General features: G+C 71.1%; 16 protein-coding genes. 7 read left to right on the top strand and 9 right to left on the bottom strand.

Annotation, left to right across the window (positions count from 1 at the left end; all coding sequences use genetic code 11):
- Positions 1 to 62: 62 nt before the first annotated feature.
- On the bottom strand, positions 63 to 1439 hold the full coding sequence (locus tag ACZ4Z1_RS18890; RefSeq protein ID WP_468487714.1) for a cytochrome P450: 1377 nt from the start codon (positions 1437 to 1439) through the stop codon (positions 63 to 65).
- A 577-nt stretch (positions 1440 to 2016) separates the two neighbouring features.
- Here ACZ4Z1_RS18890 and ACZ4Z1_RS18895 point away from each other — a divergent pair.
- The gene (locus ACZ4Z1_RS18895) at positions 2017 to 9675 is read left to right on the top strand and encodes an SDR family NAD(P)-dependent oxidoreductase (RefSeq protein WP_468487715.1); all 7659 of its coding nucleotides are present in this window, start codon (positions 2017 to 2019) and stop codon (positions 9673 to 9675) included.
- Complete coding sequence (locus ACZ4Z1_RS18900) at positions 9672 to 10334, top strand: class I SAM-dependent methyltransferase (RefSeq protein WP_468487716.1); 663 nt, start codon at positions 9672 to 9674, stop codon at positions 10332 to 10334. The genes ACZ4Z1_RS18895 and ACZ4Z1_RS18900 overlap by 4 nt, the downstream gene beginning before the upstream one ends.
- Before the next feature lie 140 nt (positions 10335 to 10474).
- Here ACZ4Z1_RS18900 and ACZ4Z1_RS18905 read toward each other — a convergent pair whose 3' ends face one another.
- The 8 genes from ACZ4Z1_RS18905 to ACZ4Z1_RS18940 all read right to left on the bottom strand — a co-directional run bounded on the left by ACZ4Z1_RS18905 (position 10475) and on the right by ACZ4Z1_RS18940 (position 17066).
- Complete coding sequence (locus ACZ4Z1_RS18905) at positions 10475 to 10951, bottom strand: WD40 repeat domain-containing protein (protein WP_468487717.1); 477 nt, start codon at positions 10949 to 10951, stop codon at positions 10475 to 10477.
- The gene (locus ACZ4Z1_RS18910) at positions 10863 to 11213 is read right to left on the bottom strand and encodes a WD40 repeat domain-containing protein (protein ID WP_468487718.1); all 351 of its coding nucleotides are present in this window, start codon (positions 11211 to 11213) and stop codon (positions 10863 to 10865) included. Before ACZ4Z1_RS18910 ends, ACZ4Z1_RS18905 begins: the two co-directional genes overlap by 89 nt.
- Positions 11214 to 11362: 149 nt before the next feature.
- Positions 11363 to 11671 carry an SCO5918 family protein gene (locus ACZ4Z1_RS18915; protein WP_468487719.1) on the bottom strand — a complete coding sequence of 103 codons (309 nt, stop codon included), beginning with the start codon at positions 11669 to 11671 and terminating at the stop codon, positions 11363 to 11365.
- 50 nt (positions 11672 to 11721) lie between these two features.
- On the bottom strand, positions 11722 to 12060 hold the full coding sequence (locus ACZ4Z1_RS18920) for a CBS domain-containing protein (protein WP_468487720.1): 339 nt from the start codon (positions 12058 to 12060) through the stop codon (positions 11722 to 11724).
- A 48-nt stretch (positions 12061 to 12108) separates the two neighbouring features.
- Positions 12109 to 13641 (bottom strand): DEAD/DEAH box helicase, encoded by a 1533-nt coding sequence (locus tag ACZ4Z1_RS18925; RefSeq protein ID WP_468487721.1) that lies wholly within the window; start codon positions 13639 to 13641, stop codon positions 12109 to 12111.
- Between the two features lie 354 nt (positions 13642 to 13995).
- A complete protein-coding gene (locus ACZ4Z1_RS18930) occupies positions 13996 to 14199 on the bottom strand; it encodes a cold-shock protein (RefSeq protein ID WP_398346036.1) in 204 nt (67 codons plus the stop codon).
- Positions 14200 to 14757: 558 nt separating this feature from the next.
- The gene (locus ACZ4Z1_RS18935; protein ID WP_468487883.1) at positions 14758 to 15123 is read right to left on the bottom strand and encodes an amidase family protein; all 366 of its coding nucleotides are present in this window, start codon (positions 15121 to 15123) and stop codon (positions 14758 to 14760) included.
- A gap of 59 nt (positions 15124 to 15182) precedes the next feature.
- Positions 15183 to 17066, bottom strand: a complete 1884-nt coding sequence (locus tag ACZ4Z1_RS18940; RefSeq protein WP_468487722.1) for a hypothetical protein — start codon at positions 17064 to 17066, stop codon at positions 15183 to 15185.
- 620 nt (positions 17067 to 17686) lie between these two features.
- Here ACZ4Z1_RS18940 and ACZ4Z1_RS18945 point away from each other — a divergent pair.
- The 5 genes from ACZ4Z1_RS18945 to ACZ4Z1_RS18965 all read left to right on the top strand — a co-directional run bounded on the left by ACZ4Z1_RS18945 (position 17687) and on the right by ACZ4Z1_RS18965 (position 25351).
- Positions 17687 to 18676, top strand: a complete 990-nt coding sequence (locus tag ACZ4Z1_RS18945; RefSeq protein WP_468487723.1) for a PI-PLC domain-containing protein — start codon at positions 17687 to 17689, stop codon at positions 18674 to 18676.
- Between the two features lie 418 nt (positions 18677 to 19094).
- Positions 19095 to 21506: an eCIS core domain-containing protein gene (locus ACZ4Z1_RS18950; protein WP_468487724.1), complete on the top strand. Its 2412-nt coding sequence runs from the start codon at positions 19095 to 19097 to the stop codon at positions 21504 to 21506.
- Positions 21507 to 21680: 174 nt separating this feature from the next.
- On the top strand, positions 21681 to 22337 hold the full coding sequence (locus ACZ4Z1_RS18955; RefSeq protein WP_468487725.1) for a helix-turn-helix transcriptional regulator: 657 nt from the start codon (positions 21681 to 21683) through the stop codon (positions 22335 to 22337).
- 183 nt (positions 22338 to 22520) lie between these two features.
- On the top strand, positions 22521 to 23198 hold the full coding sequence (locus tag ACZ4Z1_RS18960) for a Pvc16 family protein (protein WP_468487726.1): 678 nt from the start codon (positions 22521 to 22523) through the stop codon (positions 23196 to 23198).
- On the top strand, positions 23195 to 25351 hold the full coding sequence (locus tag ACZ4Z1_RS18965; protein ID WP_468487727.1) for an ATP-binding protein: 2157 nt from the start codon (positions 23195 to 23197) through the stop codon (positions 25349 to 25351). Before ACZ4Z1_RS18960 ends, ACZ4Z1_RS18965 begins: the two co-directional genes overlap by 4 nt.
- The last annotated feature ends 23 nt before the right edge of the window (positions 25352 to 25374 follow it).

Genomic DNA, 25374 nt, shown 5'->3' on the forward strand with positions numbered 1-25374 from the left:
CCTCCTGCCCGGAGCCGTCACCTCGGCCCCTCGGAACCGCGGACAGCTCAGCCGCCGGCGGATCAGCGCCACGCGTCAGGGCTCAGGCGCGGGTCCGCGGTCATCCTCAGGCTCTTCACCGTCAGGGGGGCGTGCGCCAAGATCCGTACTCGGGACGCCGGTGCCGGGCGCAGACGCCATGAGCGGGCGATGGCGGCCAGCAGGACAGTGGCCTCGGCCATGCCGAAGTTGTCCCCCAGGCATTTGCGGCTGCCGGCGCCGAAGGGAAGGAAGGCGTCCCGGGCCGCTTCGGACATGCCGTCGCGGTCCCAGCGGTCCGGATCGAAACGTTCCGGGTCGGGGAAGAGTGCCGGATCGTGGTGGAAGAGGTAGGGGCTGATCACCACGTCGGTGCCGGCCGGCAGACGGTGCTCGCCGAGGGAGACGGTCTGCTGGGCCCTGCGGTCGAGGGCCCACACGGGTGGATACATCCGCAGGATCTCCGTGACCGTCCGCGAGGTACGAGGCAGCCGGCCCACGTCCTCGGCGCCGATGGCCTGCCCGGTGAGCACCTCGTCCACCTCGGCGTGCAGCAGTTGTTCGTGCCGAGGTGCGTGGGCAAGGTGGTGACAGGCCAGTGAGACGACGGTGGCGGCGTTCTCCGCTCCGGCCAGAAGCAAGGACATCACCTGGTCGCGCAGTTGGGCGTCGGTGAATCCCGGCCGGCTGCCATCGGGACGTGCGCGCATGAACGCCGGCAGGAATCCGGTGGCGTCCACCGACCGGCCGCTGTCCGTCCGGGCCTGCGCGACGATCTCCCCGGCGGTGGCCCAGGCCAGGGCCAGCGCATGCTCGAACCGGCGATTGCGCGGCAGTGGAAGCCGGTGTGCGGCGGCTATCGGCACCGCGATCCGCGCGTAAACTCCTGCGAACACGATGTCGAGGAGTTTCAGGAAGCGTGTGACCTGTTCCGGCCGCGCGGTGGGGAATATGGAGCGGATGAGGATACGGATGGTGGCCAGCCGGGTCTCGGCTTTGATGTCGACGGCGGCGCGGTTGTGGAAGGCGGCGCTCAGCCGGTGTGCTTCCTCGCTCATCACCGGAACGTAGCGGGAGATCGCCGGCCGGGTGAATACCGGTTGGATGAGGCGGCGGTCGTGCAGATGGTTCGCCCGGTCCACGGTGAACAGACCATTACCGGAGATCGGCCGTAAGTGCTCGAATATGATGCCGCCCTTTTCGAAGTGCTGTGCCTGCTCGACGAGCACAGCACGTGCGAGGTCAGCGCGGCATACCAGGACGGCTGGTTTCGGCCCGACGCGGATTCTCACGAGGTCGCCGGTCCTGCGGCATTCCGCGAGAAATCCGAGGGGGTTCCTCAGAAGCCGTCCCGAGTGTCCGAGCAGCGGCAGGGCGCCGGCGGCGGTGGGAATGCCGTGCCGGCGGGCGGCGGTTCGCATGCGGTCACCTTCTCAGGGATTCACCACGTCTCAGGTGCCTGTGCCGGTGCTGTCGGCCGGTCGCCGGGCTCTGGTGCGAGCCGGGGCCGGTGAGGCTCCGCCACTGTGCAGCGGCTGGAGTGGCTTGTCAACGGCAAGGATCGAGCCCTTTTCCGTTGCCGGACGGCCCGCTCCTGGCCAGGCGTATCGCTGTTTCCGCCGGAGATCCGCCGAGGAACTCCGCATGAATCGATCAGCTCCGTCGGAGGCCGACTTGCGAGGTCGCGCGGCCGGACGGTGAGAGAGCCGGGCAGGTTTTGGCAGGGGCGCGGCGATGGCAGCGGGGTTGGCCGATTGACCTGGCTGCTCTCGATCTCGGCCATGCTGTCCAGGTCTAGTCCATGGACTTCTCGCGGCAGGCGCGTTCTCATCGGGTGCCACCTCCCACGATGCCCCTGGGGTCACTCCCCCACCTTGTGTACCGGTTGAGCGCGATCGCCGATCGACGCCGGGCTCTGCGCCCCGCGCACCGAGGGCGGTGGCCGGCCGGTAGCCGTCACATGCCGCAAACGCCGCTCGCTTCCCGAAGGGACAGCCAGTGTCAGTTGATAGTCATGGTCATGACATTGAGCCCGTAGCCATCGTCGGCGTCGCCTGCCGCTTCCCCGGCGGCATCACCACCTTGAACGGGCTGTGGGACGCCCTCGCCGCGGGACGGGACCTGATCACCGACGTTCCCGGTGACCGCTTCGACACGCGGCGGTTCGTGGCCGAGGGGCGGCATCCCGGGAAGAGCTACACGGCGGCCGGGGGGTTCCTCGACGGTATCCGCGGATTCGACACGTCGTTCTTCTCGCACATCTCGCCGCGCGAGGCCGAGTGGCTGGACCCTCAGCAGCGCCTCCTGCTCGAAATGGCCGTCGAAGCGCTCGACGACGCGGGGATCGCGCCCGACCGGCTCGCCGGCTCCGGCACCTCCGTCCACGTCGGGGTCTCCAGTCATGACTACATCGACCTGCAGACCTGCCGGCCCGAGGACAACAGCCCGTACGCCATCGCCGGCAGTGCGGCGGCGAACACCGCCAACCGCATCTCTCATCTGTTCGATCTGCGCGGACCGAGCCAGGCCATCGACACGGCGTGTTCCTCCGCGCTCACCTCCGTGCACGAAGCGTGCGAGCAGGTACGCCACGGGCGCAGCCGGGTGGCCCTGGCGGGCGGCATCAACATCCTGATCAGCCCCTACGTGTACGCCGGCTTCGCGGCCGCCTCGATGCTCTCGCCCACGCACCGGTGCCGGACCTTCTCCGCGAACGCCGACGGATACGTCCGTGCCGAAGGCGGTGGCCTGGTCGTACTGAAACGCCTGTGCGACGCGCTGGCCGACGACGACCGGATACACGCGGTCATCCGGAGCAGCGGCACGAACAACGACGGCACGACTCCGGGGCTCGCGGTGCCCAACTCCGGCGCGCAGGAGGAACTGCTGCGCAAGGTGTATGCGTCGGCCGGTATCACCCCGGACGACCTGGTCTACCTGGAGGCGCACGGCACCGGCACCCCTGTGGGCGACCCGGCCGAGTGCCGGGCCATCGGCCGGGCCCTCAGCGCCCGACGGCGTACCGGCGACGCCTTGCCCATCGGATCGGTCAAGACCAACATGGGGCACCTGGAAGCCGCGTCCGGTATGGCGGGCCTGCTCAAGTCCCTCCTGGTCCTGCGCGAACAGGCCGTTCCGCCTACCCTGCACGCCGAGCCGCTCAGCCCCGACATCGGCTTCGAAGACCTGAAGTTGCGGCCCGCGCTCCGTCTGGCGCCGCTGAGTGTGACGGAACGCTCGGTCGTGGGAGTCAACTCCTTCGGTTTCGGAGGCGCCAACGCCCACGTGGTACTCGCCGCCCCGCCCGCCCCACAGCCGCGGCCGGCCGACGGCCGGACCGCTGCCCCCACCGCACCGGGCGGATCTCCGCCGGTGCTGCCCGTGCTGGTCTCCGCCCGCACCCCGGCTGCGTTGCGCGCCATGGCCGAGCGGCTCGCCGCCCGGCTGGAGGAGACCGGCGCCAGCGGGCACCCGAGCACCGCGGCCGCTCCGGACGGCGTCGCCGACCGTACCGGTCCGGCCGCTGCTTTCTACGACGTCGCTCATACGACATGTCTGCGCAGAGGCCACCACCCGTACTGTGCCGCCGTCCTGGCACCCACGGCGGATCGGACCGCAGCCACCTTGCGGGCCGTGGCCCGAGGTGAAAACCACCTGGCCGGCGGCGCCGTGGAGCAGCGGACGCCGAACGGGAAGACGGGTTTCGTCTTCTCCGGGAACGGTTCACAGTGGGCCGGCATGGGGGCGGACCTGCTCTCCACCGAACCCGCCTTCGCGCGGGCGGTGAACGAGGTGGACGCTGTCCTCGCGCCGCGGCTGGGATGGTCGGTGCGGGCCGCGATGTCCTCCGCGCCCGGCACTTGGCGAATTTCGTCGACCGATGTGGCGCAACCTCTGTTGTTCGCCATGCAGTTGGGTCTCGTAGCGGTACTGGAATCCTACGGAATCAGGCCCGCCGCAGTGATCGGGCACAGCGTGGGAGAGACGGCCGCCGCCTGCACGGCCGGCGCGTTGAGCCTGCGGGAAGCGGCGGAAGTGGTCCTGGTCCGCAGCCAGGCGCAGGCACCCACCGCCGGCAAGGGCCGGATGGCGGCGGTCGGCATGTCCGCCGAAACCGCCCAGGAGGAGCTGGCCGCCTACGGCGGAGCTCTGGAGATCGCCGGAATCAACAGCGACCGGGACGTGACCGTGACAGGCGACCCCGAAGCCCTCCGGGACTTGGGTGAGGCCGTCAGCGGACGCGGCGGGTTCTTCCGGCTGCTGGACATCGACCACGCTTTTCACAGCAAGGACATGGACGCGGTCGAACAGCCGATGCGGGCGGCGCTGGCTTCTCTGCGCCCTGCTCTGCCTGCCGTTCCCATGGTCTCGTCGGTCACGGGCGCGCCGGTGGCCGACGGGCAACTGGACGCGGAGTACTGGTGGCGCAATGTCCGCAGGCCGGTGCGGTTCGCCGACGCTGTCGCGGCCGTACGCGCCGAGGGCTGCGACATCTTCCTGGAAGTAGGCCCGCATCCTGTCCTCATGGGGTACCTGCGGCGGCTGACGGCCGGCTCCGTGGCGACCGTCACGGCCACGTGCACCAGGGACGGTGACGGGCCCGAAGCGTTGCGCACAGCGGCGGCCCACGTCTTGGCAGCGGGTGCCCGCGCGCAGTGGGACGTCTTCTTCCCTCACCCCGGAGCGGTCACGGACCTGCCTGCCTACGCGTGGCAGCACGAGGAGCGCTGGCGGGGGGAGAGCCGCTGGTGGAACGGGACCGGCGCGGACACCGACGCGCCCCAGGACGACGCCCATCCCTTACTCGGCGCGCGGCTGACCGAACCGGAACCGGTGTGGAAGAGCAGCCTGGACGCCTCCCGGCTGCCCTGGCTGGAAGACCATCGCGTCGGCGAGGAGGCCGTACTGCCGGCTGCCGCGTACGTCGAAACGATGCTGGCGGTCGGACAGCGCCTCTTCGCCGCGCCGGTGGAGATCGACTATGTGGACATCGCCCGTGCCCTGGTCATCGGCCGGGACGGGGAGGGCCGCGGCGTCCGGGTGCTGACCTCGTTCTCCGAGGACGACCAGATGGTGCGCATCGCCGGCCAGGCGGACGTACGGGCGCCGTGGCTGACGCACGCCCGGGGCCGCGTCCGCCCGCTGCTGGCCCCCGCGCCGCCCTCCGCTCCGGTCGGTACGGTGCGCGAACGCGCATCCGGTCAATGGTCGGCCGCCGAGCACTACGCGCGGGCCGCCCGCTCCGGACTCCCCTACGGGCCTGCTTTCCAGGTCCTGACCGAGCTCCACCTCGGTACCGACGAGGTACTGGCCGTCTACCGTTGCGACCTGCCCTGCGACGAGTACCAGGTCCATCCCGCCGTACTGGACGGCGCCTTGCAGGCCGGCGCGCCCCTCCTGGCGGCCCCGGAGAAGGGCGGCGCCGCCTTCCTCCCTGTCGGAATCGACCGGGTCCGGATGTGGCGCCGGCCCGCCGCCCGGGGCCTGGTCCATGTCCGCAGCCGGGAGCGGGGCCCCCACGAAGCGAGCTGGGACATCACCGTGACCGGCCTTGACGGAACCGTGTCACTGGAACTGACCGGATGCCGGCTGCGCCGCTACGCCGGTGCCGCCGTCCGGCCGCCCCGGCACCTCGTACCGGCACTGCGGGCCCAGCCCCGGCCCGGCCCCGTCCACGGTCCGAGCCCGCTGCCCGCCCCCGCGGAGCTGCGAAGGGCGACAGCCCGCGCCGGCCTGTCCGCGCACGGAGCCGGGAGCGGCACCGGGCGGGCCGAACGGACCGCGGACGGTTTCACCGCCGCTTTCGAAGAGTGCAGCGCGCACTTCGCCGCCCAGGCCCTCGCGCGGTTCGCGCCGACGGGCACCTCGTTCACCGCGGCGGACCTGGTGGACGCCGGAATGCTGGAGAAGTACACCGCGCTGAGTGAGCTGCTGCTCAGCCTGGCCTCGCGTTGGCAGCTGGCCGAACAGGTGGCGGGTGACAGCCGCCGGACCACCTGGCGGCTGACCGGCTCGCCGCGCCCCGACGCATTGCTGCGCCGCACCGTCGACCGCTTCCCCGGCCAGGCGATGTCCACGACGCTCTTCGCCCGCTGCGGCCTGCACCTGCCCCAGGTGCTGACCGGTGCGCACGACGCGATCGACCTGCTCTTCGGCGAAGCCGACCAGCACCTCGTCGAACACTTCTACAGCCACTATCCGGCCCTGCGCACCGATCACCGGCGTGCTGCCGAAGTGGTGTCGGCCCTGGCCGCCACCTGGCCGGCCGACCGGGCCCTGCGGGTGCTGGAAGTGGGGGCGGGAACGGGCGCCACGGCCGCGCGGCTGGTGCCCCTGCTGCCCGCCGAGCGCACCCGGTACGTCTTCAGCGACATCTCTCCCGCCTTCTTCGCGCGGGCCCAGGCCCGCTTCTCGGAGTACGACTTCATCCACTACCAGCCCCTGGACCTCGATCACGACCCCGCCGAGCAGGGCTTCGACGAAGGCAGCTTCGACCTGGTGATCGCCACCAACGTGCTGCACGCCACCGCCGACCTGCACGCGACCCTGACACGGCTGCACCGGCTCCTGGCCGACGACGGCCAGCTGCTGGCCATCGAGATCCACGATGCCGAGTCGCTGGCCCTGTGCTTCGGACTCCTGGACAGCTTCTGGACCTTCACCGACACCCACCGCCGCACCGCCTCCCCGCTGCTGCCTGCCCAGGCATGGCCGCCGCTGTTGCGGGAGAGCGGCTTCCTCGACGTCACACGTCTCAACGACGACCCTGACGAAGACGATCCCTCAGCAGCCGGCAACCACTCCCTGCTGCTGGCCCGGCGTCCATGCCGTGCCGCCCCCTTGGCACAGCCACTTGAGACCGGTGACAGCGACCACTGGCTGATCATCGCCGAGCGCCCGCAAGCCGAGCCGGCCCGGCACCTGGTACAGGCCCTCACCGAGGCCACCGGCAGCCCGGTCGACGTCACCGAGCCCGGAGAAGCGGCCTCGCGGTGGCCCGCGTACGTCCCGGCGCACGCCCGCCGGCCCGGCCTCGTACTGCTCCTGAACCAGCCCCCGCCCGATCCAGCCGACCACCGCGCCGTCATGGACCAGGCCGTACACCGCATTCGCGTCCTGCGTGACCTGGCCCGCGCCTGCGCGTCACTGCCCGCCCACGCCGACCCCACCCTGTTCGTGGTCACCAGGCCCAGCGGAGCGCTCGCGGCACCCGAAGTGCCCCAAGCCCCCGGAGACGCCATAGTCTGGGGCGCCTCCCGCACTCTGGCCAACGAACAGCCTCGGCTGACCGTCCGGCGGACAGCCCTGCAGCAGGGCGACGAACCGGAACTCGACGCGGCACGCCTCGCACGGGAACTGCTGTCCCCCGACGACGAGGACGAACTGCTGCTCACACCCGGCGGCCGGTTCGCCGCACGTCTCGTCGATCCCGCACCGGCGTCGCCCGGCGCCGCTCTCACCGCGGCTCCGCGCCTCCTGCGCGTGGACGTCCCCGACCGGCACCACCGGCTCTCGTGGGAGCCCGGCCCGGCACCCCGGCCGGGCCCGGGAGAGGTCGTCATCGCCGTACGGGCCGCGGCCCTGAACTACCGCGACGTGATGATGACGATCGGCATCTACCCGCCCGGAGGCGAGGCCGTCCCGCCCGACGGCATCGCACTGGGCCTGGAGTGCGCCGGCGAAGTGACCGCCGTCGGCTCCCCGGACACCGGCTTCTCACCGGGCGACCGGGTCTACGCCATCGCTTCGCACTGCCTGGCCACCCACGTGGTGGCGCGCGCGGACCAGACCGGACCGATCCCCGCCCACATGAGCTTCACCGAGGCAGCCACCCTCCCGGTGGTCTTCCTCACCGTGCAGCACAGTCTGGAGCACCTGGCACGCCTCTGCCCGCGGGAGACCGTGCTGATCCACGGGGCCGCGGGCGGTGTCGGCCTGGCCGCCCTGCAGTACGCGCACCACCGGGGCGCCACCGTCATCGCGACAGCGGGAACGCCCGCCAAACGGGACCTTCTGCGGCTGCTGGGGGCGCAACACGTCCTGGATTCCCGGAGCTTGCACTTCGCCGACCGGATCGCCGAGCTGACCGGTGGGCGCGGCGTCGACGTGGTGCTCAACTCCATCGCGGGTGAGGCGATCCCCCGCAGCCTGGAGCAACTCCGTCCCGGCGGGAGGTTCGTGGAACTGGGCAAGCGTGACATCTACGCGAGCACGCCCCTGCTGCTTCGCCCGTTCCGCAACAATCTGGCGTACTTCGGAGTGGACGTCCACCAGCTGCTCACCGAACACCTGCCCTCGGTACGGGCCGCCTTCACGCAGATGGCCTGCCACATCACCGACGGCACCTACCGGCCCCTGCCCCACCAGGTCTGGCCGGCCGACCGGGTCCAGGAAGCCTTCGAGGCGATGCGCCGCTCCAAGCACCTGGGCAAAGCCGTGGTGTCCTTCGACACTCCGCCGCCCCTCGACCGGCCCGCGCGGACGCTACGGCTCGATCCCCACGGCACCTACCTGATCACCGGTGGGCTGGGCGGTCTCGGAGCAGCCACCGCAGTGGAACTGGCCCGGCGAGGCGCCCGCCACCTGGTGCTCGCGGGACGCCGCGGCGCGCAGACCCCCGGGGCCCCGGAACTGCGAGCGACGCTGGAGTCCCTGGGAGCACACGTGCACGACTCCCCTGCCGACATCACCGACCCGCTCACCGTCCAGAGCCTGCTGGCATCGGTCGAAGCGAGCGGGCATCCGCTGCGCGGAGTCGTGCACGCCGCCATGGTGCTGGACGACAACCCGCTGGAAAGCCTCTCGGACGAACAGGTGCAGCGGGTGCTGACACCCAAAATGCTGGGAGCGATGCTCCTGGACGCAGCCACCCGCGGCCAGGGGCTGGACTTCTTCGCCGTCTACTCCTCCGGCGCCGGTACCGTAGGCAACCTCCAGCAGGCCAACTACGCGGCTGCGAACCTCTTCCTGGAAGCCTTGACCCGCACCCGGCGCAGCGCCGGGGAACCCTCCCTCGCCTTGGCCTACGGACCGGTCAGCGACGCGGGGTACGTCGCCCGGGAGGAACTGACCGGCGCGATGAAGGCCCGTGGATGGCTCCCGATCACCGCGGAGGAGGCGCTCGACGCCCTCGACGAGCACCTGTGCCGGGGCACCGACGTGGTGTTCGTCGACCGCTCCGACTGGGGACGGGTACGGCAGATCCTGCCGGCGGTGGACACCCCCCGCTTCGCGGCGGTGCTGCCCGGAACCGACAGCGAACCGACGGGCTCGGCGGACGAACTGCGGCAACGCCTGCTGGCCGCCGAGGCCGGACAGGCACATGCACTGGCCGTGGAGACACTGTCCGAGGTGCTGGCCAAGGTACTGCACCACTCTCCACAGCACCTGGCCGAGGACCGGCCACTGGACCAGCTCGGCGTCGACTCGCTGATGGCCACCGAAGTCGCCCAGGCCATCCGGCACCGTATCGGCTGTGACTTCTCCACCCTGGAGATCACCAACGCCGGTGACATCGCCACCCTGGCACACCGGGTACTGGCCAGGATCGGCCACCCGGCCGCGAACGGCAGCGCCCCCGAAGCGCCTCCGGCACCCGGCGGCCCCCCGTCGCCCGCCCCACCCGACACACGCGGCCTCCCCGGGCGGAACCCGTGAGCGCCCCCGACTCACGCGCCGTCCATGAGGGCCAGGCGCCCTACTCACCTCTGACCCTGCACGGATACGACCCCTTGGTGTTCGGCGTCAACTACCGCTTCTTCTGGCGTTGCCACCCGCAGCGCATGACCGACCTGTACGAGCGCAACATCACGGACGACCACCTCGACATCGGCGTCGGCACCGGGTACCTGCTCCAGGCCTGCTCCCCGTCCGCCCGAAGGCGCATCGCCCTGGTCGACCTGAACCCCCACTCCCTGCGGTACACGGCCCGCAGGCTGAAGGGGTACGACGTCAGCAGCCACCGGGCCGATGCTCTGCGCCCGCTGCCGCTCCCGTCGTCCTCGTTCGACTCGGCGGCACTCTCCTTCCTGCTGCACTGCCTGCCCGGCACCATCCCGGACAAGGCCCGTGCTCTGGACCATGCGGCCGCCTGCGTCCGTCCCGGTGGGAGGGTCTTCGGCAGCACGGTGGTGGCCCACGGTGTCCCGGTCACTTCCGCGGCACGGCGCCTGATGGCGTACTTCAACCGCCGCGGCATCTTCCACAACGCCTCCGACCACCTGGAAGACCTGCACTCGGCACTGGCCTCCCGGTTCGCCTCCTTCCGCCTCACCACACACGGCTGTGTCGCCCTGTTCGAAGCAACCACCGGATGACCTACCGAGCAGGGGGCACGGGGGCGGCCAGGGTGACCGGCAGCCCCGGGGCCGCCACGATCACCCGGACCGGCCGGCCTCGGCACGCTGGTCACCACCGTGCCGCGGGCGGCCGTGGAAGGCACGGACGGCCGCCGGCTTCACGGGCATGGCGTACCGATCGCGAGCTGTGGCCGGTGACGGGTGGCGTCGAGGCGGCAGATGCGGGCGGCGACATCGGCGGGGTCGAGTTCCCAGAGGCGTGCGGTGTGGTCGCCGCCACCGCTGACGAGGCGGTGGCCGTCGGGCGCGAACGCCCCAGCGTCCATGACGTCGCCGGGCCCGGACAGAGTGGCGTCGAGCCGGCGGGTCGTCGTGTTCCAGAGACGAATGGCGTGGTCGTCACCCGCCATCGCCAGGAACCGGCTGTCCGGGGAGAACGCCAGGCCGGACACAGTGGCCCGGTGAGCGGTGAAGACGACGGTCTGCCGCCGGGGTGCCGTGTTCCACACGTACACGGTGGTGCCGGCGCTGGTGAGGCTTTGGCCGTCAGCGCTGAAGACCACCGCTGTCACCGCTCCGGTGTATCCGGTGAGAGTGGCGAGCGGACGGTACGTGCGGACCTGCCAGGAGCGCACGGATCTGTCGGCGCCCGCCGTGGCCGCGGGGGGTGGCCGTCAGCTGGTCTGTGGCGGGGTTCCACAGCTTGGCGGTGTGATCGAGGCTCGCGGTGGCCGGCGTGCGCCCGTCCGGGGAGTACGCAACGTCCGTCACCGAGCCCGTATGGCTTCGCAGTCGGTTCACACCGAACGCGGAGTAGGCGCTGAGCAGACTGCTGCGGGCCTGCGCCGTGGGCGCCGGGCGGGGTAGTACCGAAGCCCGTCGCAACCCGGCACACACCGGGACAGCTCGGTTTCCTGAGCGCCGGCGTGCGCATCCGCCCGCCGAGGGCGTACGTCACCGTATGACGAACGCCGGACACGCCCCCTGTCCGCCGATGGCGGCCGGGGCGCCGTCCGCGCGTACGCCGGGGAGCTGCGTCTTGCCGGTCAGGCCGACTCGGAGGTGCCGAGCATCGCGGAAGCCCTCTGGACCGGGCTGAGGCCGGGTGCGGGCGCGGCGACGGGGGCGGAGTGGCAGGTGAAGCCGAGGCGGGTCATGGCTCGCAGGACTTCGGAGGCGCTGAAGTCGCGGCGGTCCTGGCCGGTGATGACCTGGCCCACTTGTTTGAGGGGGTAGTGGCGGCGGCCGATGATCACGGACTCGCCGGTGACCGGTTCGGGCTTGACCGCCCGCATCGATTGCAGAACCCCGATCTTGGTCAGGTCGAAGGGAAAGCGGGCGATGACACAGCGCATGAGGCCTCGCAAGGAGAGGTGGGAGAAAGGCCGGCCAGGGTCGAGCCGGTTCAGCGGGACAGGACGCCCAGGAGGCGGCCGTGTTCGTCGGCCGGGGTCGAGGCGAAGGGACCGCTGCCGCCAGGGATCTCGCGCAGGCGGGCCTGGTCGGTGTACGTGGAGCCGTTGCGGGCGGTGGTGAGCTGCGCCTGGGTGACCACGCGGGTGCACTGCCCGTCGTCGTCACAGACCAGCAGGCGTTCCGTGCGGGCACCGGCCATGACGGACAGGGCCACCTCGACGGTCATGTCGTCCCAGACCCGGGGCCCCGCGGTGTCCATGGCGTCGCTTGCGGTGGTGCCGGCGGGGGCGGGGATCACCGGACGGGGCTGCAGCTGAATCAGTCTCACATGTGCCTCCTGCGGGGTCGGGCTGACGTCCTGTTCATGAACGTTCGCTCAGGCCGCCGCGCCGAGAGACGGCTGTTGCTGGACGGGGCGGCGCGTGGCCCGCGCGGTACGGCCGCGTCGGCCGCGCTTGGCGGAACTGCTGCGCCGGGAAGGCTCGACGGGCGGACTGGAGATGGTCACGGGGATTCCGGAGGGGGCCTGGGCGCCGGTGATGCGGTGCAGTTCGGCCTCTCCGGGGCGGACCCGGGTGGACTGCGCGGTGATGCTCGCATCGGCCATCAGGCGGTCCATCCCCCGGCGCTGGTTGGGCAGAACCAGGGTGACGACGCTGCCGGACGCACCGGCCCGGGCGGTGCGTCCGCCACGGTGCAGGTAGTCCTTGTGGTCGCCGGGCGGATCGACGTTGACGACGAGGTCGAGGTCGTCGACGTGGATACCGCGGGCGGCGACGTTGGTGGCCACCAGTACCGTGACGTGCCCGGCCTTGAACTGGGCCAGGGTCCGGGTGCGCTGCGGCTGGGACTTGCCGCCGTGCAGGGCGGCGGCCCGTACACCGCTGCTCAGCAGGTGTTTGGTGAGCTTGTCGACAGCGTGCTTGGTGTCCAGGAACATGATCGACCGGCCCTCGCGGGCGGCGATCTCGGTGGCGGTGGCGTGTTTGTCGGTGCCCTGGACGTGCAGCAGGTGGTGGTCCATCGTGGTGACCGCGCCCGCCGTGGGGTCGACGGAGTGGACCACCGGATCGGTGAGGTAGCGCCGGACCAGGAGGTCGACGTTACGGTCCAGAGTGGCGGAGAACAGCATCCGCTGCCCTTCCGGCCGTACCTGGTCGAGCAGGGCGGTGACCTGGGGCATGAAGCCCATGTCGGCCATCTGATCGGCCTCGTCCAGCACCGTGATGCCGACCTGGTTCAACCGGCAGTCACCCCGCTCGATGAGGTCCTTGAGCCTGCCGGGCGTGGCGATGACGACTTCGGCGCCACCGCGCAGCGCGCCGGCCTGACGGCCGATCGACATCCCGCCGACGACGGTCGTCAGGCGCAGCTCGACGGACCGGGCGTAGGGGGTGAGCGCGTCGGTGACCTGCTGCGCGAGTTCCCGGGTGGGGACGAGGACGAGCGCCAGGGGCTGCCGGGGCTCGGCGCGCTGTCCGGCGGTGCGGGCCAGCAGCGCGAGGCCGAAGGCCAGCGTCTTGCCGGAACCGGTCCGCCCGCGTCCGAGCACGTCCCGGCCCGCGAGGGTGTTCGGCAGAGTCGCGCCCTGGATCGGGAACGGCACGCGCATCCCCTGGACGTTCAGTTCGGCGAGCAGTTGCCGGGGCATGTCCAGATCGGCGAACGCTCCGGCCGCGGGCAGCGCGGGGGTGATCGTCTCCGGAAGCGCGAACTCGCCCTGCATCGCGGCGGGCCGGCGACCGTGGCCGGCGGGGCGGTTCGACGACCCGCGGGAGCGGCCGGAGGCGGACGAGCGGGAGCCGCTGCCCCGCCCGGCCCCGTCGGCGCCGCCGGTACGGCTGCGGGAGAAACGGTCGTTCGTACGTGTGCGACTCGTACCTGTGCGATTCGTGCGTGTGCGGTTCATGCGGAACCTTCCTCGATGTGGCACGTATCAAGGAATTCCCGCAGACGACGAGCAGTACGGGGAATCGCGAGAACGAGCCGAAATGAAAGCAGTAGTGCAAGCGGGCCCGAGCAGCAAGGAGAACGACGGGCTGTCCGCTGAAACGTGCCGTGCGCTCCGGACGGCAGGAAAAAAGCCTGGCCTGATCGGCGCATCCACGGAGCGCCGGGGCCGAGCCGGGACACCGGCCGGACGACGAGGTCCACGGACCGGGAAACCGCAGCGGCGCGAATCGCCGCCATGCGGGGTGGTGACGCATTGCCTACGAGTGGGGCCCGCACCCCGAGGTGCGGCCCCCACTCGTACGGCGCGAGATCAGGCGGGAACGATGTTCTCGGCCATCGGGCCCTTCTGGCCCTGCGCGATGTCGAAGCTCACCTTCTGGCCTTCGAGCAGCTCACGGAAGCCCTGGGCGGCGATGTTCGAGTAGTGGGCGAACACGTCGGCGCCGCCACCGTCCTGCTCGATGAAGCCGAAACCCTTTTCCGCGTTGAACCACTTCACGGTGCCAGATGCCATGTCAATTCTCCTTCGGGGCAGTGTCCGGGGCCCGCACTGTGCAGACCCCGCGTCGCTGCGATGATTAACCCATCCGGAAAATGACCGAAAATACAAAAGCACCTCCCGGTGGCCGATCGGCCGATGGGGGCACTTGGAGTTTTGGGAACCACAACTGCAACTGACACCGACAGTAGCACGCCGGGGCCGGAACTGAATAGTAGATAATTTCAACCGGTGCGCCGTGCGAGATGTTTTCACCGCGCCCTGCTCCTATTTCTCATTTCGCGGTCACAGATATGGTGCGGGCCCGGCCGGGACGCCGCCGCCGGGCGCTGCGGGCCGAGGCCTGCTCCTGGCCGCGGCAGGACCACGGACCGATCGCCGCCCCCGAAGGGCGGGGGCCGCCGGACCGGCGCCCGCAGCCCTTCGTCGCCGCACCGGGGCTTCCTCGGGCCGACCGATCGGCCACCGGCAGCCGGCCGGACACCTTCCACAGTCCGGCATCCCGTAACCGAGGAAACCTGACATGGCGAAACCAGGTATCGGCGCATGCCGGGGTCAATGTTGCTGCCGTGGTCAAAAGGTCGACATCGACCGGCAGAGCCGGCGCGGGCAGTCCTGTGAGGTTGAAGGAAACGGTCGGCCGACGAGCGGATTGCCCGCCTCGGTCCGGGAGGAGAACTCGGGCAGGTTCGTCTTGGCCGGCGGAATTCCCCCGGCAGCCCGAAGGCGGGCCACCGCGGTCGCGTCGGCGCCCGCGACGTGGTTCCCGAACAGCGTCGCACCGCGCGTGGTCACCGCACCGGCCATGTCCGGCGAGTCCTTGACCATGAAGGGAACGCCGTGGAACGGGCCGAGGGCCGTGCCGGCGCCCACGGCCTCGTCCGCAGCTTCCGCCATGACGAGCGTCTGGTCGGCGAGTACCGCCACCGTGGCGTCGATCTCCGGGTTGACGGGGTGTCCGGCCGTCGGGGCTGTTCAGGTCGGCCGGGTGGGCGCGGTCACTCGCGCACGATTTCGACGGTCGCGGTCCCGCCCGGCGGTACCCGTACGTTCACGCAGGTGTGGACCCTTCCATGGATCGTCTTCCGCCGGAACTCGTGCGGCCTGCCGTCGGCCCTGACGGCGCGGTGGCCGCCCGGGAAACGGGCCTGCCACGCGTACACCTTCGAAGTGCCGTTGGTCAGCGTGGACCTGTGGGTGCCGTCGTGCCGCAAGCCGAAGAAGCCGTCGCCGACAGGGATGCTGTCAATGCGTACCCAGTCGATGCCGCGTGGCAGGTGCGAGCGGGTGGTCACCCGAGCGCGGGGTGCGTCCGGGCGAAGACCCAGCAGTCCCTCGACGGCCTGTGAGACGAGGGTGAACGCGACTTCCGGGTAATCGCCGTTGAGGCCCTGCGCAGCGACGGGATGGCGGTCGTCACGGTGGTCGTAGACATAACGCATCCACTTCCACGCCTGCCGGTCGCGGTCGTTGGCGAAAAAGGTGTCGGGCAGGTACGTGATGGCCTCGATGTTCACCGGTTTTCCCACTCCCCCGGCCATCTCGTCGATGTAGTCGAGGTAGGCGTCGTTGCGCGGCCCGGGCAGCAGCAGGCGTTTCATGGGCATGAACCAGCTGTTCTCCCTGCCCCATCCGGACAGCGGTGCGCCGGAAAGGGAGTAGGCGCGTGTCATCGCGGCCCCCTGGTTCGCGACCCAGTCATGGTGGAAATACCTGCGCAGTTCCGCGGCCCGGCCGGCGTACCGGGCGGCCTGTTCCTCCTCACCCCGGGCCGACGCGAGGGCCGAGGCGGCCAGGTAGGCCCGGTACTGGGAAGCGATCGCGTCGCCGGCCTCCACCAGTTGCTCGCCGCTGTTCTCGTTGTAGCTTGCCGCCCCCTGGAAAATGCCCTGCCCCGTGCCCTCGGCGACGCCGTTGGGTTTGATCCGGTCGTGCTCCTCGACGAATTCCGTGGTGGCGTGTCGGCAGAAGTCCCACATGGTGTCGTCGGCGTAGAAGGCGTCGCCGCTCCACCGGTGGGCCTGTTCCGTCTTCTCCACCAGTTCGAAGGGCGCGGGCACCTCGCGCACGAACGACTCGGGACTGCGGTAATCGATGCTCAGGTACGTTTCGGCGTCGAAGTTGTACGACCAGACGGGGTAATACACGTGCGCGGCGACTGCCGAGACAGCGAAAGAGCCCAGCATGGTCTTGTTCTCTTCGTTCAGCCCCAGGATCTGGGCTCCGACGACCTGATGGGCGGTATCGCGTGCGTAGTAGCCGCTCCGGTGTGCGTAGCCGGCCCAGTACGAGGGGGCATAGGCGGCGGTTCCGGTCCCGCTGGGATTCCTCTCGTCCACGTTCAGGGGCCCGACGGTGCCGGCCAGCTGAACCCAGCTGTTGGCCTTGCGCTTGGCCCACTCGAACATCTCCACCAGCACGGGATCCGAGGAGGTGATCCGCGGGTCGGCCGGGGCCGCGGGGGACAGCATGACGTCGTCGGCATCGACCCAGGCATCGCCGGAAGAGAACACGATCTCCATCCGGTCCCCTTTTCCCAGGGCGATCCGCGAGACGGTGTGGCGGGAGTAGAAGGAGCGGTCCGCGATGGCGACCTCGCCGGCCGGTGCACCGTTGACCCGTACGAGGAACGCGCCGCGCGGACCGCCCGCAGCGATCCACGCGGACACGTCGTACGAGCCCTTCCCGGTCGCGGTCACCACCTGCCTCACCTGCCGTCCCCTTCCGGCGTCCAAGTGGGCGTTGTGGCGGCCGGTGTGCGGATTCCCGGTGGCGACGCCGGTGCCGTCGTCCCAGATCCACCCCTGCTCGCCCTGCTCGAACCCGGGGTTGGCCACCGCCAGGAACGACGGGCCGACGTAGGGACCGTTCGGTAAGGACACGAGCGGACCGTCCTCTCGTTCGATGGGCACGGCCCGGCCGTGCTCCTGGCACCGGGTGCGGCAGACCCGGCAGGTCCGATCCGCGCGCACGACCCGCCGCAGCGTCACGGTGACAGCCGCGTCTCACGGACGGGGGCTCGTCAGCCGCCATACCGCGCCCGGAAAGGCGAGCCACCGCACCAGGGTCGTGGCAGCACGGGGTACGCACAAGACGCTGGGGAGACGGGCGGCGCAACCGTCTGTGCGCGTTCATTGGTTTCAGCGTGCATGCACTCACTGACGGCACCCGGACGGTCGCCGAGCCCGACTCGGTGCGGAAAATGGCTGTTTGGTGCTGCAAACAGGCCGAGAACATGGCACGAGAACTGTGGCGGGCGCGATAGCTTCGCGCCGGATAGACGGCTTGTTGCCGTCACGTCTTGTACTGAAGAGGAGCGCCGCGGGCTCATCAGCGGCGACGACACCGGCGTGCGGTGCCCCGCTCGGCGAGCGCACGGAGACGGCACCGCGCCTGCCCGCGACGACGGCGGCGTCGGCGCACGTGATCGCCCTTCGCCGCCGTACTTCGCGCCTGTCCGCTTCAGGACGTTCCCGGACACCGACTTGAAGGAGTACCCATCTTGACCACCCACCGTCGACGTGGCGCCCGCCAGCGGATGTTACTGGCGCTGTTAGCGGCCCTGTGCGGGATCATCGGTACCACCGCGCTCAGTACGACCCCGGCGGCAGCAGCCGACCAGCGGCACGCGATCTATGCCATCGCACACCGGGTCAACACCCTGGACGGCGTGGACGCCGCGCTCAAACACGGCGCCAACGCCATCGAGATCGATGTCTGCGCCTGGTGGAACCCGAACGAATGGCGCGCTTGGCACGACTGTTCCTCGGCCGGAGAGAACCGGCTGGGCCCCAGCTTCGACAGCATGATCGACCGCATCGTCTCCAACGCCGGCGCGGGGCGGCGGCTGACGCTGGTCTGGCTGGACATCAAGGACCCGAACTACTGCGGAGAAGCACAGAACCGTACGTGCAGCGTCGCCGGGCTGCGCGACAAGGCGCAGCGGCTGACGGCTGCCGGAATCCAGGTGCTCTACGGGTTCTACGAGTACCACGGCGGCAGCAATCCGGACGTCGGCGGCAGGGGCTGGAAGAGCCTCGAAGGCAAGCTCGGCAAGCTGGAGGGCATCACGACGACCGGAACCCGCGATCAGGTCCGCAACGCTTTCAACCGGTCCGGTTCCGGCTTCCCGACCGGTCGCCGGGTGATGGACTACGGCGACACCAACATCTCCAAGGGGTTCGGCAACTGCACGGAAGCCACCTACAACACGTGCGCGGAACTGAAGAAGGGCGCAGCGGACCGTGCCGCTGGTCAGCTCGCGGCCACACTGTCCTGGACGACCACCTACAACGATCCGTGGTACGTCGACAAACTGCTGGGCGATGCGCGGGTGGACGGCATCATCGCGGGCTACGGCAACTTCACCGGCGAGCACGAGTACAACGACAGCTGGCAGTGCGCCAACGCCATCAACCTCATCCGTGACTGGGTGAACCGCCACGGCGCCAGCCACCGCATGGCCAACAGCGGTGACCGCCTGTTCAGGTAGTGAACAGCCTTCACGGCTCACGTCGGAAGCCGCCTGGCTCGGGCTTCCGGCGCGAGCCGTCGGCCGCCTTTTCAGGAGCGGCTTCCGGCTTCCGCCATGCGTAGGGCTGCTCGGCCGAACTGAGAGGACCGCTCGGCACGGGTGAGGTCGGAGGTGCCGCACTTTCTGCCCCGCAGACCGCCCGGATTGCCCTCTCGGCTCTTCTCACGCGCGGGTGCGGGCCCGTAGAAGGGTGCTCGGTGTCCGCTGTACCGCGGGCGGGGAGGCGCGTACGCATGAGGCGGGAAGACGCATGTACGAACGGCCAAGGTCGCATGCCGGCCGGAGCCAGGAGCACTCCGGGCGGTCGTCGGCCTCCCCCGCACGTGCGGTCGGGCGGCGCGCGGCCGGCTCCGGGACGCCGCTGACGGAACAGCAGATGATCGTCGCTCTCCAGAGCGCGGCGGGGAACGCCGCCGTGGTACAGCGGCTCGCGCGGGGTCAGCAGGAGCAAGGGGCTCAGGCCCACGAGCACGCGGAAGGCTGCGGGGACGGCCCGGTCGTGCAGCGGCGGTCGGCTGTGCTGGAAGTGCTGAGGACTCCTGGGGAGCCCTTCGACGGTCCGCTGCGTACCGAGATGGAGTGCCGGTTCGGCAGGAAGTTCTCGCACATGCGCGTGCACACCGATGCTGTTGCGCAGGACTCGGCCGCCCGGATCGGGGCCGAGGCGTACACCTCGGGCAACCACATGGTCTTCACCCCGGCCGCGCTGCGGGACAAGCACACCGTCGCCCATGAACTCGCGCACAGCATCGACCAGGAGAACGGCGCTGTACCCGGCACCAGCCAGGGGGACGGGACCACAATGTCCAGCCCCGGGGATGCGGGGGAACGTTCCGCCGAGGCCAAGGCGCACGAGGTCATGAGCCAGCCGCCGGCTCCGGACGCGATGGCAGCGGAACAGGCGGGGCCGGCAGGAGACGTCGGTCCGGGAGGGCTGGGGCGGCAGACGGTGCGGCGGGAGACGGGGGTCGTTCAGCGGACGGTGCGGATGGCGCTTCCCGGTGAGACGGACCTGCGCGATCGCGTCGGCTCCACCGACCCCGATGGGCTGCTGACCTTCCTTTACGGGGAGGTCACGAAGGAGCGCCGCCTTTCACCCGGCGAAGAGGCGGCGCTTCGGCACAACGAGTCGAAGATCAAGGGACAGCTGCACAAATGGGTCGCGGACACCCCTGGCACTCGGGGAGCGAAGTCCCATCCGGATTTCGGGGCGAAGCAGCAGGACCGTGTGTACGGCAATTTCAGCGACCTCGCGCGGGCGTTGATCGGCTGGGTGGAGGCCAAGGAGAACCGTCACCGGGAGAAGGAACTGGCCCACGAGGTGAAGGAGAACAGCGACGTCGAGCTGCACCTGGAATCCCTGCTGCTGCGCATCCGGCAGTGGATCGAGACGCGGCGGGCGCACGCCTTCGCCGGGGAGAGCCGGAAGTGGGCCGACGTACGGCAGGAGCTGGAGACCGGGCGCACGCCCGGCACGGGGCACGACGACCTGCATGAGTTCGGCCACTACCAGAAGTACTTCGACCGGGTGCTCCAGGCGAGGCAGGACATGCCCGGGCACATCCGCCGCAGGCTGCGTACCGAGATCGACGGCGGCATGTGGAAGGTGCTGGCCGACCCCACGCGGTTCACCTTCCGCGACAAGATCATCGTCCTGCACGACCTCATGGAGTACTTCGGCCCGCACAAGCGCTGGAACGCCCGCACCGCGGGTAACGACACGGTTCCCGACGAGGAGTTGGCGACTGTGACCACCACCGCAATCGACGAGGAGGGCGAGCGGGCCGCTACGACCTCGGACCGTGGCCAGATCAGGTTCACGGGCCCGCAGGACCGCCCCGTCGCCTTTCCGTCGACGCGGGCGGAGGACGCCGAGAGCACCAGGCTGGCCCGGCAGCACCGCGTCCCGGTGTGGGCCGGATCTTCGTTCACCGCCATGCGCATGCTCGGTCTGGCGAAGGCCGTCGGCGGCACCGTGACGGAGCTGAGCGCGGTGGCGTGGGGTGCGTTCGCCTTCTGGCGTCTCGATTACGACCACACGTCCGCCCTCGCGTACCACCCCCTTCACGAGGTCATGGACATCGCGCAGAACTTCGGCGTGCCGTACAACATGCTCGACCGTGAGAAGGACCTGGGGCAGCACCGGAAGGGGAACGCCAAGCGGAACCTGCTGTCCGGCCTGACGTCGCTGGAGCGCGGTCTCTCCGCCGCCCACCAGGAGGTGGGTGAACTCATCGACCGGGTGGAACGCAGCCGTGGTACGGGGCCGGCAGCGGCCGCCGACGCCTTCGACCAGGTCCTTGGGCCACTCCGCGGCCACCGGGCGGAGATCGCGGAGATGCGTGCCCGGGTGCGCCGGTACCTCGGGGAGGTGCACGCCATGGACGAGGCATCGGGCGCGCAGGAGCGCAAAATCTTGATTCACCACCTTGCGGAGTATCCCGGGATGGCGGGTCGGCTCGGCGCTCTGCACGCGGCGGTCCTTGTCCTGCACGAGCAGATCAGGGCCCGCCTCGCGGAAGCGGAAGCGGAGGCAGACACGGAAGCGGAGGCCGCCTCTCCCGAGCCTGGTCCCGCCCGGCTGGCCCAGGACGGGACGCCGTTGGTGGACAGCCCGGAGGAGATCTGGGTGAAGCCGAAGAAGAAGGGCAGGAAGCGGCGGCTCTGGAGATCGGCCGCTTCCTGGGCGGCGACCGGCGGAGCGTCGGCGGCGCCGGCCCCTGGGGCTGTGCCGGATGCCCTCGTGCCCGCCCGTGACGAAGGATTACGTAGGGGCCCGGCTACGTAGTTCTCGCCGACGCGACGTTCCCCTGCCCGGCGGCATGGTCGGTACCGCAGTCACGTACCGGTTCCGGACGGACACGGCTACGTGGTCACGGATACGGATCACGGTCACGGACCTCGTCCTCCAGCCGACGGCTCCCGTCGGCGGACGTGCCGGTGAACAGAACAGGGGAAGCGCTTGCTCAGCTCGCATCCGGCCTCCACGGCTTTTGTCCCCACCGCGCGCCGGGTGCGGGTGGCGGTCACCGCGCCCGATCCGATCAGCCGCGAGGGCGTCGTCAGCCAGCTGCGCCGCCATCCGGAGGTCGACCTCTGCGACAAGGACGGTTCCGCCGCTGTGGCCGTGCTCGTCGAGGACGTACTCGACGAGGCCGCGCTCGCCCGGCTGCGGCGGGTCGTGCGCAGTGAGGGGGCGCGGGTGGTGCTCGTCGTGGGGACCATCCGGGAGAACGAACTGCTGGACGTCATCGAGTGCGGCGCGGGCGCCATCGTCTGGCGCCGCGAGGCCACCGCGCACCGGCTGGTGCAGGCGGTGCTGACCGCGGCCGAGGGCGGCGGCGATCTGCCCGCGGACCTGCTGGGCCGGCTCATCAGCCAGGTAGGACGTCTGCACCGGGGCGGCGCCGACCACCCGGGGTCCTTCCTGGGCCTCACGTCCCGCGAGGTGGACGTCGTGCGGCTGGTGGCCGAGGGGCTCGACACCTCGGAGATCGCCGCCAAGCTGTCGTACTCCGAACGCACCGTCAAGAACGTCATGCACGGCCTCACCACACGCCTGCATCTGCGCAACCGCTCGCACGCGGTGGCGTACGCGCTCCGCGAGGGCTACATCTGACCGGACGGGCGACGGGGCCGTCCTGGGCAGGCGGATGGGGCCCTTCGGGGCACGAGCGCTGCCCGGCCGCCGTCCCCGACGTGCCTGCGCCCCGGGCGGCGCAGGGACCACGATCGGCGGCAGGGCCGCGAAGCGCCGGTGCCGGGAGCCGGCAGGGGCCGTCGGCAGGTTGGGAGCGCGTACGTGATTCATGAGGTGGACGAGGTCCTCAAGGGCCTCATCGGCGGCGGGACGCTGGCCGGGTCCGGCATCGACGTGTCCTTCGAGGTGCCCACCCGTGACTGGGCGGCCCGGCGCAACGCGCCCGTCGTCAATGCCTACTTGTACGACGTCCGGGAGGACATGTCCCGGCGCCAGCGCGGGCGCACGGCGCTGCGTGACGACCGGGACATCGTCGTACGCCGCCGTCGCCCGCCCCGCTGGTTCCGGCTCTCCTACCTGGTGACGGCCTGGACGAAGACGCCGCAGGACGAACACCGGCTGCTGTCCGCGGTGCTGGCCACACTGCTGCCGCACGAACTGCTCGCCGCCGAGGACCTTCCGGATGCGCTCGGACGCCTCGGCCTGGCGGTGCCGGTGACGGTGGGCGGCAGCCAGTCGGAGGCCCGTTCCCTCGCCGACATCTGGTCCGCGCTGGGCGGTGAGCTCAAACCCTCGCTGGAGGTCGCGGTGACCGTGCCGTTCCCGGCCTTTCCCGATTACGACGCGGGGCCCCCGGTCACGGAGGGCGCGGCGGTCCGGGTACGCGGTGTGGACGGCGGCCCGCCCCGGTCGCAGGAGCGCGCCCACCGGCCCCATCAGATCGCGGCAGCCCGCGCCGCACACGAGCAGGCGGCGGCCCGCCGCACGGAGCAGACATGAACGCCTCGCCCCTGAACGACCTGCTGCACCCGGCCGCTGCACCCGGGGACGACACCGTGCCGGGTGACGGCGGGCCCGGTGACTCCGGCGCGGCCGGTCCGGCCCGCTCGCTCCTCGGCCGGCTGGCCGGGCTGCGGCGTGCGGTGACCACGCTGGTCGAACACCGCTCCGCCGGCGACCCCACCGCGAAGGACCCGTTGCGCGGGCTGTACATGACGGAGGAGGCCGTGGGGCATCTGCTGCGCACCTGGCCGCGTACGGTGCCGGAGGCGGTGCCCTGCGCGGTGCGGGAGGCGGGCGTACGGCTGAGCACGATGCCGGACGCGGTGCCCTGCGCGGCTCCGGAGGCGGACGTGCAGCCGGGCATCCCGGCGCAAGAGCCGCAGCACGCCGACGACCGTCTGGCCCGGACGGCGGCCCGGCTGCGGCTGACCGCACTGGACACGGCCGTGCTCCTCATCGCCCTCGCCCCCGACCTCGACCGCACCTTCGAGCCGCTCTACGGCTATCTCAACGACGACGTGAGCCGCCGCCGCGCCACCGTGGGTCTCGCCCTGGACCTGTGCGGGTCACCCGCGCACCTGCCGGAGGGGCGCGCCCGGTTCCACCTCTCGGCGCCGCTGCGCGCCCTCGGTCTGCTGACCATCGAGGAGGCCGACCGGCCGCTGCTGACCCGCTCGTTGTCCGTACCCGACCGGCTCACCGCCCACTTGCTCGGTGACGACACCCCGGATGCCGCACTCCTGGGCCGGCTGCGTCCGATGCCGGACCCGCTGCCCGGCGCGGAGCGCGACGAGGGCTTCGTCCGGCGGCTGGCCGCCCGTCTCGGCGGCGCACCGTTCACCGCGTATCTGCGGGAACACCGTGAGGGTGACGCCTTGCCCGCCCTCGCGTCCGCGCTGCGCGAGGCGGGCGCCGACGCACTGCGCTATGCGGGGCCCCCGGACCGTGTCCCGGAGCTGCTGCGGGAGGCGCGCCTGACCGGCCGGGCAGTGGTGGTGTGCGGCCTGCCCGAGCAACCGGGCGCGCTGGTGGCCGAGTTGACCGCGGCAACCGGCGTGACCGTGCTGCTGGCCGACTCCCGCCCGTACGATCCGCAGTGGTCCGCGCGCGACCCCCTGGTGCTTCAGGCGCCCCGGCGGCCGGCCGGGGGCACGGCCTCCTGGCGCACCGCGCTGGGGCCGGCCGCCGACGGCTTCGACCTGGCCGCCACCGTGGCCCCGTACCACCTCGGTGGTGACCGCATCGCCCGCGCCGCCCGTGCCGCGGTGGCGCTCGCCGCCTTCGACGGGACCGCGCTCACCGCCGACCACGTACGGCTCGCCGCCCGGCAGCAGTCCGCCTCGGGCCTCGAACGGCACGCCCGCCGGATCCGGCCGGCGGTGGACTGGCGCGACCTGGTCCTGCCCGACGGTCCCCTCGCCCAGCTGCGGGAACTGGCCCTGCGCGCCCGCCACCGCGACCGGGTCCTCGGCGACTGGCGGCTCAGCGCCGGCGGCGGCCGCGGACGCGGCGTCCTCGGTCTCTTCGCGGGCGAGTCCGGCACCGGCAAGACGCTGTCCGCGGAGGTGATCGCCGCCGACCTGGGGGTCGATCTGTACGTGGTCCAGCTGTCGTCGATCGTGGACAAGTACGTCGGTGAGACCGAGAAGAACCTGGAACGGATCTTCACGGAGGCCGACCGTACGGATGCCGTGCTCCTCTTCGACGAGGCCGACGCCGTCTTCGGCAAGCGCTCGGAGGTGAAGGACTCGCACGACCGGTACGCCAACATGGAGAGCGCCTACCTGCTGCAACGCCTGGAGTCCTTCGACGGCATCGCCCTGCTGACCACCAATCTGCGGGCCAACATCGACGACGCGTTCACCCGTCGCCTCGACCTGGTGGTCGACTTCCCCTTCCCGGACGCCGGACAGCGGCTGGCCCTGTGGCGGCACGGTCTGTCGCACGTGCCCCGGGCCGAGGACATCGACGCCGACGCACTCGCCCGGGACTTCGAGCTGGCCGGCGGCTCGATCCGCAGTGCGGTGGTCACCGCCGCCTACCTCGCGGCCGGCCGGGACGAGCCGGTCGCGGCGGGCGACCTGTGGGAAGGCGCACGCCGCGAGTACCGCAAGGCGGGCCGGCTGGTCCCGGGCGACACGAGCTGGTGACGCGGAGGGGCTCGCCCTGCCGG

The organism is Streptomyces sp. NPDC030165 (assembly GCF_055573595.1).

Excerpts from the sequence above, each read along its gene's own strand:
- ACZ4Z1_RS18890 (WP_468487714.1), bottom strand. The coding sequence starts at position 1,439 with ATGCGAACCGCCGCCCGCCGGCACGGCATTCCCACCGCCGCCGGCGCC.
- ACZ4Z1_RS18915 (WP_468487719.1), bottom strand. The coding sequence starts at position 11,671 with ATGCGCTGTGTCATCGCCCGCTTTCCCTTCGACCTGACCAAGATCGGG.
- ACZ4Z1_RS18925 (WP_468487721.1), bottom strand. The coding sequence starts at position 13,641 with ATGAACCGCACACGCACGAATCGCACAGGTACGAGTCGCACACGTACG.
- ACZ4Z1_RS18930 (WP_398346036.1), bottom strand. The coding sequence starts at position 14,199 with ATGGCATCTGGCACCGTGAAGTGGTTCAACGCGGAAAAGGGTTTCGGC.
- ACZ4Z1_RS18950 (WP_468487724.1), top strand. The coding sequence starts at position 19,095 with ATGATCGTCGCTCTCCAGAGCGCGGCGGGGAACGCCGCCGTGGTACAG.
- ACZ4Z1_RS18965 (WP_468487727.1), top strand. The coding sequence starts at position 23,195 with ATGAACGCCTCGCCCCTGAACGACCTGCTGCACCCGGCCGCTGCACCC.